This window comes from Streptomyces sp. NPDC000151 (assembly GCF_040301705.1).
Classification (GTDB): domain Bacteria; phylum Actinomycetota; class Actinomycetes; order Streptomycetales; family Streptomycetaceae; genus Streptomyces.
The window spans coordinates 1-10,916 of the sequence record NZ_JBEPFC010000201.1 but is presented as its reverse complement, the minus strand read 5'-3'; the positions used below and the strand labels follow the sequence as shown (position 1 = coordinate 10,916).

Sequence of the window (10,916 nt, the reverse complement as noted above, 5' to 3'; positions counted from 1 at the left end):
GGGCCGGGCCGGTGCGGGCCGGTCAGGTGCGGTCCGGTGCGGGTCCGGTCCGGTGCTGGCCCGCACCGGCCCGGCGGCCGTGTATGCGAGGCGGGTCAGAGGCCGGCCGGCTCCAGCCTGACGACCACGGACTTCGAGGCGGGGGTGTTGCTGGTGTCCGCGGTGTGGTCCAGGGGGACCAGGACATTGGTCTCCGGGTAGTACGCGGCGGCGCAGCCGCGCGCCGTCGGGTAGTGCACGACTCGGAAGCCGGGGGCGCGGCGCTCGCTGCCGTCGGTCCACTCGCTGACGAGGTCGGTGTAGGCACCGTCGGCGAGCCCGAGGGCGCGGGCGTCCTCGGGATTGACCAGGACCACCCGGCGGCCGTTCTTGATGCCGCGGTAACGGTCGTCCAGGCCGTAGATCGTGGTGTTGTACTGGTCGTGCGAGCGCAGCGTCTGCAGGAGCAGCCGGCCTTCGGGGGCGGCGGGGAACTCCACCGGCGCCGCGGTGAAGTTGGCCTTGCCAGTGGCGGTGGGGAAGCGGCGGTCATCGCGCGGGGCGTGCGGCAGGGCGAAGCCGTCCGGGCTCGCGACGCGGGCGTTGAAGTCCTCGAAGCCGGGGATGACGCGTGCGATGCGGTCGCGGATCGTGGCGTAGTCCTTCTCGAACTCCTCCCACGGTATGCGGCTGTCCGTGCCGAGGACCCGGCGGGCGAGGCGGCACACGATGGCCGGCTCGGACAGCAGGTGCGGGCTCGCAGGCTCCAGGCGGCCGCGGGAGGCGTGCACCATGCCCATGGAGTCCTCGACGGTGACGAACTGCTCGCCGCCGCCCTGGAGGTCCCTCTCGGTGCGGCCGAGGGTGGGCAGGATCAGCGCGCGGGCGCCGGTGACGGCGTGCGAGCGGTTGAGCTTGGTGGAGACGTGGACGGTGAGGTTCGCCCGGCGCACGGCGGCTTCGGTGACCTCGGTGTCGGGGGTGGCGGAGACGAAGTTGCCGCCCATGGCGAAGAAGACCTTGGCCTGCCCGTCGCGCAGCGCACGAATGGCCCGTACGACGTCGTAACCGTGCTCGCGGGGCGGCGCGAAGCCGAACTCCTTCTCCAAGGCGTCCAGGAAGTCGGGCGCGGGGCGCTCGAAGATGCCCATCGTGCGGTCGCCCTGGACGTTGCTGTGGCCGCGTACGGGGCAGACGCCGGCGCCGGGGCGGCCGATGTTGCCACGCAGCAGCAGGAAGTTGACGACTTCCCGGATGGTGGGGACGGAGTGCTTGTGCTGGGTGAGGCCCATCGCCCAGCACACGATCGTCCGCTTCGAGGCGAGGACCATGCGCAGCGCTTCGTCGATCTCGGCGCGGGTCAGACCCGTGGCCCGCAGGGTCTCGTCCCAGTCCAGGCCGTCGCCCGCGGCGGCGGCGAACTCCTCGAAGCCGTGGGTGTGCTCCCGGATGAAGTCCTCGTCGAGGGCGCCGTCGGTCTGGAGGAGGAGGTGGTTGAGCGCCCGGAAGAGGGCCTGGTCGCCGCCGAGCCGGATCTGCAGGAAGAGGTCGGTGAGGGAGGTGCCGCCGCCGGCCAGGCCGCGCGGGGTCTGGGGGTTCTTGAACCGCTCCAGGCCGGCTTCGGGCAGCGGATTGACCGAAATGATCTTCGCGCCGTTGGCCTTGGCCTTCTCCAGGGCGCTGAGCTGGCGGGGGTGGTTCGTACCCGGGTTCTGACCGGCGACGATGATCAGGTCGGCCTTGTACAGATCCTTCAGGGAGACGCTGCCCTTGCCGATGCCGATGGTCTCGGTGAGGGCCGAGCCGGAGGACTCGTGGCACATGTTCGAGCAGTCGGGGAGGTTGTTCGTGCCGTACTCGCGGGCGAAGAGCTGGTACAGGAACGCGGCCTCGTTGCTCGTGCGCCCGGAGGTGTAGAAGACGGCCTCGTCGGGAGAGGAGAGGCCGGTCAGCTCCTCGGCGATGAGGTCGAAGGCGCGCTCCCACGGCACAGGGGTGTAGTGGGTGGCGCCCTCGGCGAGGTACATGGGCTGGGTGAGGCGGCCCTGCTGGCCGAGCCAGTAGCCGCTGCGGCCCGCGAGGTCGGCGACGGAGTGGGCGGCGAAGAAGTCGGGCGTGACGCGCCGCAGGGTGGCTTCCTCGGCGACGGCCTTGGCGCCGTTCTCGCAGAACTCCGCCGCGTGCCGGTGGTCCGGGTCGGGCCAGGCGCAGCCGGGGCAGTCGAAGCCTTCCTTCTGATTCACCCGCAGCAGCGTCAGCGCCGTGCGCTTCACACCCATCTGCTGTTGGGAGATCCGCAAGGCGTTGGTGATGGCGGGCAGGCCGACGGCCGAGTGCTTCGGGCCGCTGACCTCGGGCGCGTCCTGTACCGGGTCCGACTCGGGTGCTTTGCCTGCCATGGCGGTCTCCCTGGGTGCCGATTCTGCTGAGCTGCCGTGCGCGAGCAGCCGTTCTGTATATCACCATTCAGGCATCAGGATCATGCATGGAACAAGTCATGCACGCTCCTTCCGCCGTGGTCGATCCTGCCACGCGCCACCGACCGTCGGCCGGTCGTCCACAGGGTGTGATGGTGAGGGTGATGCCGTTGTCCACAGGCACGCGCCGGGAGCGGCCGGGGCGGCCGCCGCGGCAGGGATTGTCAGTGGGGCGTGGCAGGATCGGGGGCGTGGCAGCAAAGGCAGCGAAGAAGAGCGAATCGACCGGCAGCGAGACCGCGGGGGGAGGGCGTCCCCGGCTGCTCCTGATGGACGGGCACTCCATGGCGTACCGGGCGTTCTTCGCCCTGCCCGCGGAGAATTTCACCACCGCCACGGGGCAACCGACGAATGCCGTGTACGGCTTCGCCTCGATGCTCGCGAACACCCTGCGCGACGAGGCGCCCACCCACTTCGCGGTGGCCTTCGACGTCTCGCGCAAGACCTGGCGCTCGGAGGAGTTCCCCGACTACAAGGCCAATCGCTCCAAGACCCCCGACGAGTTCAAGGGGCAGGTGGAGCTGATCGGCGAGCTGCTGGACGCCATGCACGTGAAGCGGTTCGCGACGGACGGCTTCGAGGCGGACGACATCATCGCCACGCTCGCCACGCAGGCCACGGAGCAGGGCTTCGAGGTGTCCATCGTCACGGGTGACCGCGATGCCTTCCAGCTGGTCAGCGACGACGTCACGGTGCTCTACCCCACCAAGGGCGTCTCGGAGCTGACCCGCTTCACCCCGGAGAAGGTGTTCGAGAAGTACGGCCTGACCCCCGCCCAGTATCCGGACTACGCCGCGCTGCGCGGCGACCCGTCGGACAACCTGCCGGGCATCCCCGGTGTCGGCGAGAAGACCGCCGCGAAGTGGATCAACCAGTTCGGTTCGTTCCAGGAGCTGTGTGAGCGGGCCGAGGAGGTCAAGGGCAAGGCCGGGCAGAACTTCCGCGACCACCTGGACGCCGTGAAGCTCAACCGCCGGCTGACCGAGATGGTCCGTGACGTGGAGCTGCCCTGCGGCCCCGCCGAGCTGATCCGCGAGGGCTACGACCGGCAGACCCTCACGGTGTTCCTGGAGGCGCTGGAGATCCGTAACCAGGGCCTGCGCGACCGCCTGCTGGCCGTCGACCCCGGAGGGGAGGAGTCGGCCACCGTCGAGCCGCTGCCGGGCGTCGAGATCGACGGCCTCGTCGCGGGCGCCGGGCAGCTCGCCCCCTGGCTCGCCGAGCACGGCAGTGCCCTCCTCGGTGTCGCCACGGTCGACTCCTGGAAGCTGGGCAGCGGCTCGGTCGCCGAGGTCGCCCTGGCCACCGCCGCGGGACCCGCCGTCTGGTTCGACCCGACGCAGCTGGACGAGGCCGACGACCGGGCGTTCGCCGCCTGGATCGCGGACCCCGCGCGCCCGAAGGTGATGCACAACGCCAAGGGCCTGATGCGGATCTTCCCCGAGCACGGCTGGGCGATCGACGGCGTCACCATGGACACCGCCCTCGCCGCCTACCTGGTCAAGCCCGGCCGGCGCTCCTTCGCGCTGGACGCGCTCTCCGTGGAGTACCTCGGCCGCGACCTGGCGCCCGCCGCGGCCGGCGACGGCCAGCTGGCCTTCGGTGCCGACGAGCAGGCCGAGGCCGAGGCCCTGATGGCCAAGGCCCGTACGGTGCTCGACCTCGGGGCCGCCTTCGAGACGCGCCTGGAGGAGGTCGGCGCCGCCGATCTGCTGCGCGACATCGAGCTGCCCACCAGCGCGCTGCTGGCCCGCATGGAGCGCTCCGGCATCGCCGCCGACCGCGGCTGGCTGGAGCGCATCGAGCAGCAGTTCGCCGCCGCCGTCCAGCAGGCCGTCACCGAGGCGCACGCCGCCGCGGGACACGAGTTCAACCTCGGCTCGCCCAAGCAGCTCCAGGAAGTCCTCTTCAACGAACTGGGCCTGCCCAAGACCAAGAAGACCAAGACCGGCTTCACCACCGACGCGGACGCCCTCGCCTGGCTCGCGGCGCAGACCGACAACGAACTGCCCGTGATCATGCTGCGCCACCGTGAGCAGGCCAAGCTGCGCACGACGGTCGAGGGCCTGATCAAGACCATCGCCGCGGACGGCCGCATCCACACCACCTTCAACCAGACGGTGGCCGCGACCGGCCGGCTCTCCTCCACCGACCCCAACCTGCAGAACATCCCCGTCCGCACGGACGAGGGCCGCGCCATCCGCCGCGGCTTCGTGGTCGGCGAGGGCTATCAGACGCTGCTGACCGCGGACTACAGCCAGATCGAGCTGCGCGTGATGGCGCACCTCTCCGAGGACGAGGGCCTCATCGAGGCGTTCACCTCCGGTGAGGACCTGCACACCACGGTGGCCTCGCACGTCTTCTCGGTGCCCAAGACCGAGGTCGACCCCGAGATGCGCCGCAAGATCAAGGCGATGTCGTACGGGCTGGCGTACGGCCTGTCGGCGTTCGGCCTGTCCCAGCAGCTGGGCATCTCCCCGGACGAGGCCCGCAAGCTCATGGACAACTTCTTCGAGCGCTTCGGCGGCGTGCGGGACTACCTGCAGGAGGTCGTCGACCGGGCCCGCGCCACGGGCTACACCGAGACCATGCTCGGCCGCCGCCGCTATCTGCCCGACCTCAACAGCGACAACCGACAGCGCCGCGAGATGGCCGAGCGGATGGCGCTGAACGCCCCGATCCAGGGCACCGCGGCGGACATCGTCAAGATCGCGATGCTGCGCGTCGGCGAGGCACTGACCGCCGCCGGGCTCACCTCCCGGATGCTGCTCCAGGTCCACGACGAAATCGTGGTCGAGGTGGCGCCCGGCGAGCAGAAGCAGGTCGAGGAGCTGGTACGGCGCGAGATGGCCGGTGCGGTCGAGCTGCGCGCCCCGCTGGACGTCTCCGTCGGTTCGGGCGGGGACTGGGAGTCCGCCGCGCACTGACCCGTGACGAGACGGCCGGGGGCTGAGCAGGGACCTGTTCAGCCCCCGGCCGCGGTCTTTTCCGCCGGGGCGGCGACGCCCCGCGTACGGCGCCGGCGGTCGTTCAGCCGGACCGCCGCCGCCCACACCGGGAGCGCCACGCCCAGCCCGGCGCCCGCACCGAAGAGCGCCGTCGGCACGTGGTCGAACCACGTCGCCGCCCCGCCGTACACCGCATGTGCCCGCAGCACCCGGTGCCAGGCCCCCATCAGTACGCACAGCGTCAGCAGCACGCAGCACAGCAGCCGCGCACGATTGCCGAGCGCGGGCAGCCCTTCGGGGGCGGCGCCGTGCGGCGCCCGATGGAGCGCGGACCACACGAACCACCCGAGGGCCACGAGCGCCACCGCCGACGTGCCGTACTGCACGTACGCGTACACCGGCCACCCGGCGACCGGCTCCCGCAGTACGGGCAGCAGCCGCACACCCCAGCGCCCGGGGTGCGTGAACGCGTCCCACACGATGTGTGTGAGCGCGCCGAGCACCGCCGAGTACCAGAAGCGCAGCGCGAACCGCCCACGGGACAGCTCCCGCCGGTCCGGGCCGCGGACCAGCGCCCCCACCCTGCCCCGCCAGGCTGCCGGCAGCAGCGCGAGCAGCGGATCGCGCAGCAGCAGCCAGCACCCGACCAGCAGCGCTGCGCACAGTGTGTCCACGGTGAGAACACCGGCCGGCGCGTGCGTGAATTCTCCGTACGCCATCGCACCCGGCACGGCCGTGTCCGCGAAGTACGTCAGATCCGGCGCGAAGGACCCGGCGACGAGCGCGGACACCAGCAGCGGCCCGCGCGCCGTACCGTTGCGGCGTATGGCAGGCAGCACCGCCGCGGCATGACTGAGTGTGAACGGCATGGTCCCTCTTCCTGACCGGACCCGACCGTTGGACATGATCGAGTGATCGATTCGAGGCAGTATGCCGGATGTGAGCAGACAGTGATGGCGAGCCGGGAACGGTAGCTGCGGGCGGGGAGTTGTCGTAGTGTCGCGTGCGTTGGAGCGCCGAGAGCGCGACACCGTGCACCCAGCGCGGTGGGTCAACGCGGAGGGGGAGTAGGACACATGGCAGCCAAGTTCGGCCGACGGCTCCGCAAAGGAGCGGCCTCCAGTGTGGTGGTGGCGCTGGCCCTCGCCGCGCTGACCGCCTCCCAGGCGCCCGACGCCGCGGACGCCGCCGGAAGTTCCCGCGAAGCCCCTCGGGGCGACGCCCCCATCGACGGCGACTCCTCGTACTTCACCGACCTGCCCCCGCTCGTCAGCCCGCAGCCACCCGGCAAGCAGCAGGGCGGGGACGGACCCATAGCCACCGGCCCCGCGGAGTCCGGCATACCGGCGACCGTGCTCGCCGCGTACAAGGAGGCCGAGGCGTCCCTCGCCCGGACCCACCCCGGCTGCAATCTCCCCTGGCAACTGCTCGCCGCGATCGGCAAGGTCGAATCCGGACAGGCCCGCGGCGGCGCGGTGGACGAGAACGGCACGACGCTGCGGCCCATCCTCGGCCCCCAGCTCAACGGCAACGGCTTCGCCCGGATCACCGACACCGACCGCGGCCGCTTCGACAACGACACCACGCACGACCGCGCGGTCGGCCCCATGCAGTTCATCCCGTCCACCTGGGCGAGGTGGGGCACGGACGCCAACGGCGACGGCGCGAGCGATCCCAACAACGTCTACGACGCGGCCCTGTCGGCCGGCCGCTACCTGTGCGCGGCCGACCGCGACCTGTCGGTCCAGGCGGACATGAACCGCGCGATCCTCGGCTACAACCACTCCGAGGAGTACCTGCGCACGGTGCTGTCCTGGTACGAGTACTACCGCAAGGGCACGCACGAGGTGCCCGACGGCACCGGCGTCCTGCCGACCGGGCCGCGCGCCGGCGGTTCCGGCGCGGGGACCGGAGGCAGCGGCTCGGACAAGGCCGGTTCCGGGGACGCGTCGAAGGGCTCCGAGGACCGGGACGGCTCCCGGAAGGACACCGAGGCCGGAAAGGGCACCGACGGCACTTCGGGCAAGGGCGGCGGCACCTCGGGCAAGGGCGGCGACGGGACCGAGTCCGGTGGCGGCACGGGTACGGACGGCGGGACGAAGCCCGAGCCGAGCCCCGCGCCCGGTGACAACGGCGGCTCCGGAGACGGTTCGGACTCCGAGGACGGCTCGTCCCCCGGCACGACCCCGGGCGGCACCAACGAGTCGCCCACGCCGACGCCCTCGCCCACCCAGCCCGCGCCCCTCGCCTCCCTCCAGCGCGTGGGGGAGAAGGACGTGAGCGCCACCGCAGGCGACACGTTCGCCGACCGGCTCCAGGTGCGCGCGAAGAACACCGAGGACCGCACGGTCTCCGGCGTGAAGGTCCAGTACGAGATACGCGGAGACGGCGACACCCGCTTCGAGGGCGGCGCCGCCAAGGTCACCGTGGCCACGGACAAGGACGGCATCGCCACCGCACCGGCCCTGGTCGCGGGCGAGAAGGCCGGGACGTACACCGTCCGCGCGACGGCGGTGGGGCGTGCCGTGCCGGCCACCGACTTCACCGCGACCGTCAAGGCCAGGCCGCAGGCCGACGCCCTCGCCCGCACCTCCGACCAGAAGATGCAGGCCGCGGAGGGCGCCTCCTACACCGACGCCATCGAGGTGAAGGCGACCTACCAGGGCAAGGCCGCCGCCGGCGTAGCCGTCACGGCCACGATGATCGCCGGGGACGCCACTGACCCCGCGAAGGCCGAGCAGAACACCGAAGGCCCGTACTTCAAGGACGCCAAGGGCGCGCCCGTACGCACCCTCGCCGGCCTGAAGACCGACGCCGACGGCCTGCTGAAGCTGCCGGAGATCTTCACCGACAACCACCCCGGCACGTACAAGCTCCGGCTCACCACGGCCGGCGGAGCGGTGCTCCTGGTGGACCTCAAGGTCGGCTGACACCCGCACTGATACGCAGTGAAGGGGCGTGACGCGCAGGCGTCGCGCCCCTTCTGTATGCCGGCCCGTGCTTCCTCGTCGGTGCAACGTGTTCTCATCTCCGCCGCCCGTTGCTACGGTGCCCCAGCCCTGACCACCTGAAAGCACGTCAGGTGCGGCGGGGAGTTCCCCAGTCGAACGGGAGGCCCAGCATGCGTGCCCTCACAGCAGCCGCGATCGGGCTGGCCGCCGCCCTCGCCCTGATCTTCACCGTCACGGCCGTCGGCGCCCCCGAAGGGCGGACGTCCCCCGAGCCGCTGCGGACCACCGTCCCCGAGCACCCCTGAGGGAGGCCGCCGTCATGCGCCGTAAGGCCAGCCTCGTCCTGCTCGCTCTCGCCGTCTTCTGCGCGGCCCTGGCCCCGCTGATGCGGTGGTACGCCTTCCCCCGGCTCGCCAAGATCCCGCCGAGCCAGTACCAGGAGATGGTCCTGGAGGCCAAGCCCGCCACCCTCATCGACTACGGCACCATGAAGGCCAAGAAGGTCCCGAAGATCAGCATCGTGCAGACCCTGAAGGGCAACGTCGAGGCCTCCGAAAAGGTCGAACGCACGGCCGGCCGCGACGTCGTCGTCTGGGACGCGCTGTCCTACGTGGCCGGCCCCGACGGCAAGATGGTCTCCGAGATCCCCGAGCGCTACATCTTCGACGCGCACACCCAGGAACCGGTGCACGCGAAGGGCGAGGCGGTCGACGGCGAGCCGGTGCGCCGCGACGGCATCGAGTACAAGTGGCCCTTCCTCACCGAGAAGCGCGACTACAGCTACTTCGACGCCCAGACCCGCACGTCTGCGCCCATCCACTACAAGGGCACCCGCCGCTTCCACGGCCTGGACGTCTACTACTTCGAACAGACCATCCCCTGGACCAAGGTCCCGCTCCCCAAGAAGATGCCGGTCAAAGGCGTCACCCCGGAAGCCGTCGAGAAGATGGGCACCACGCGCTGGTACACCACCAAGCGGATGTTCTGGGTGGAGCCGGTCACCGGAGCGCCCGTCAACGGCGAGGAGATCCACAAGGAGGAACTGCGCGGCGGCGACCTGCTGCCCGGCGGCGGCAAGGTCACCGCGTTCGCCGGACACGTGAAGATGCGTCCCGACTACCTGGACGCCACCGTCGACCTGGTCTCCTCCCAGCGCACGCTCGTCCTGCTGCTCACCAGTTACCTGCCGTGGGACCTCCTGGCCGCGGGCGCCGCGCTCCTGGCCGTGAGCCTGTACTTGGAGGCGCGCGGACGGCGCCCGGGAGGGCGCGCCATGGCCGCCTGAGCGCCCCCAGCGCCTGCCGTCAGCCCTGCCGTCAGCCTTGTCGCGCGCCGTCAGCCCCGTTGCATCCGGGCCTTCGTATGGCGTGTCGGCTCGGCCGTCGCCGGGTCCTCGGGCCACGGGTGCTTCGGGTAGCGGCCGCGCAGCTCCGCCCGCACGGAGCGGTAGCCGTCGCGCCAGAAGGAGGCGAGGTCGGCGGTGACGGCCGCCGGGCGCCCCGCGGGCGACAGCAGATGGACCAGTACGGGCACCCGGCCGCCCGCCACCCGCGGCGACTCCCGCAGCCCGAACATCTCCTGCAGCTTCACCGCCAGCACCGGCTGATCGCCGCCGTACTCCACCCTGATCCGCGAACCACTGGGCACCTCGATGCGCTCCGGAGCCAGCTCGTCGAAGCGCGCGGACTCGCCGCTCGCCCACGGCAGCAGCCGCGACAGCGCCTGGCCCGCGTCGATCCGCGCCAGGTCGGCGCGCCGCCGCGCCCGGCCCAGCTCCGGCTCCAGCCACTCGTCCCGGCGCGCCAGCAGCGCCTCGTCCGCGACGTCCGCCCACGGCGCGCCCAGCTCCCGGTGCAGGAACGCCATGCGCTCCCGGAGCGAGCGCGCACCGTCCGACCAGCGCAGCAACCCGAGCCCTTCCCTGCGCAGCCCGTCCACCAGCGCCTCCCGTACGAGCGCCGGGTCCGCGTCCCGCAGCGGCCGGGACACCAGCTCGATCGCGCCGAGCCGCGCCACGCTCCGCGCGACCACGTCACCGTCCGCCCAGCCGACCTCCTCGGCCGAGGCGAACAACGCCCCCGCCGCCGCCCGCGCGGTCTCCTCGTCGATCACGGCCGCGAGCCGCACCCGCGCGGACGCCGCCGTCACGGGCCGGTCCGCGACCGCCACCGCCAGCCACTCGGCGCTCCGCAGCCGCGACCCGTTCCCGGTCTCGGCCCCCGTCCCCGAAGCCATCACGAAGGAGCCCTCGCCGCGCCGACGGGCCACCCGCTCGGGGAAGGCCAGCGCCGCCACGACCCCGGCCACGGCGTCGTCGCCCTCGCCGCGGGTCGCTGCAGGGGCCTCGCCGGGTGCGTGCGCACGGCTGTCGGGGGCGGTCGCGCTGCCGTCCTGAGCGCCCTTACCTGTCGCGCCGGACAGCGCCGAGGCCAGCCGCCGGGACTCCTGCCGCCACCGGCCGGCGTACGCGTCCCGCAGCGGCCGGGACACCAGCTCGATCGCGCCGAGCCGCGCCACGCTCCGCGCGACCACGTCACCGTCCGCCCAGCCGACCTCCTCGG

General features: G+C 72.1%; 7 protein-coding genes. 4 read left to right on the top strand and 3 right to left on the bottom strand.

The genetic code is table 11. The features are described 5' to 3' along the window. Positions 1–95 precede the first annotated feature (95 nt). Complete coding sequence (locus ABT381_RS32975; RefSeq protein ID WP_351600808.1) at positions 96–2,378, bottom strand: FdhF/YdeP family oxidoreductase; 2,283 nt, start codon at positions 2,376–2,378, stop codon at positions 96–98. A 347-nt stretch (positions 2,379–2,725) separates the two neighbouring features. Between ABT381_RS32975 and polA the strand changes: the two genes are divergently transcribed. Next, positions 2,726–5,383, top strand: coding sequence for a DNA polymerase I (polA, locus tag ABT381_RS32970; RefSeq protein WP_467754641.1), 2,658 nt, complete (start codon positions 2,726–2,728; stop codon positions 5,381–5,383). Between the two features lie 38 nt (positions 5,384–5,421). Here polA and ABT381_RS32965 read toward each other — a convergent pair whose 3' ends face one another. Beyond that, complete coding sequence (locus ABT381_RS32965; RefSeq protein ID WP_351600803.1) at positions 5,422–6,273, bottom strand: DUF4184 family protein; 852 nt, start codon at positions 6,271–6,273, stop codon at positions 5,422–5,424. A 207-nt stretch (positions 6,274–6,480) separates the two neighbouring features. Between ABT381_RS32965 and ABT381_RS32960 the strand changes: the two genes are divergently transcribed. From ABT381_RS32960 to pgfA, 3 genes are all read left to right on the top strand, one after another. Beyond that, complete coding sequence (locus ABT381_RS32960) at positions 6,481–8,334, top strand: lytic transglycosylase domain-containing protein (RefSeq protein WP_351600800.1); 1,854 nt, start codon at positions 6,481–6,483, stop codon at positions 8,332–8,334. A gap of 191 nt (positions 8,335–8,525) precedes the next feature. Then, on the top strand, positions 8,526–8,660 hold the full coding sequence (locus ABT381_RS32955) for an SPW_0924 family protein (protein WP_351600797.1): 135 nt from the start codon (positions 8,526–8,528) through the stop codon (positions 8,658–8,660). Positions 8,661–8,674: 14 nt separating this feature from the next. Then, entirely contained in the window at positions 8,675–9,640 is a 966-nt protein-coding gene (pgfA, locus tag ABT381_RS32950) for a cell envelope lipid trafficking protein PgfA (RefSeq protein ID WP_351600794.1), read from the top strand. Between the two features lie 50 nt (positions 9,641–9,690). Here pgfA and ABT381_RS32945 read toward each other — a convergent pair. Then, positions 9,691–10,916, bottom strand: a 1,226-nt coding sequence (locus ABT381_RS32945) for an ATP-dependent helicase C-terminal domain-containing protein (protein ID WP_351600791.1), incomplete at its 5' end; no start/stop codon positions are given.

What these genes read in the sequence shown, in the direction of transcription:
- polA (WP_467754641.1), top strand. Translation starts at nt 2,726, where the DNA reads ATGGACGGGCACTCCATGGCGTACCGGGCGTTCTTCGCCCTGCCCGCG.
- ABT381_RS32960 (WP_351600800.1), top strand. Translation starts at nt 6,481, where the DNA reads ATGGCAGCCAAGTTCGGCCGACGGCTCCGCAAAGGAGCGGCCTCCAGT.
- pgfA (WP_351600794.1), top strand. Translation starts at nt 8,675, where the DNA reads ATGCGCCGTAAGGCCAGCCTCGTCCTGCTCGCTCTCGCCGTCTTCTGC.
- ABT381_RS32975 (WP_351600808.1), bottom strand. Translation starts at nt 2,378, where the DNA reads ATGGCAGGCAAAGCACCCGAGTCGGACCCGGTACAGGACGCGCCCGAG.
- ABT381_RS32955 (WP_351600797.1), top strand. Translation starts at nt 8,526, where the DNA reads ATGCGTGCCCTCACAGCAGCCGCGATCGGGCTGGCCGCCGCCCTCGCC.
- ABT381_RS32965 (WP_351600803.1), bottom strand. Translation starts at nt 6,273, where the DNA reads ATGCCGTTCACACTCAGTCATGCCGCGGCGGTGCTGCCTGCCATACGC.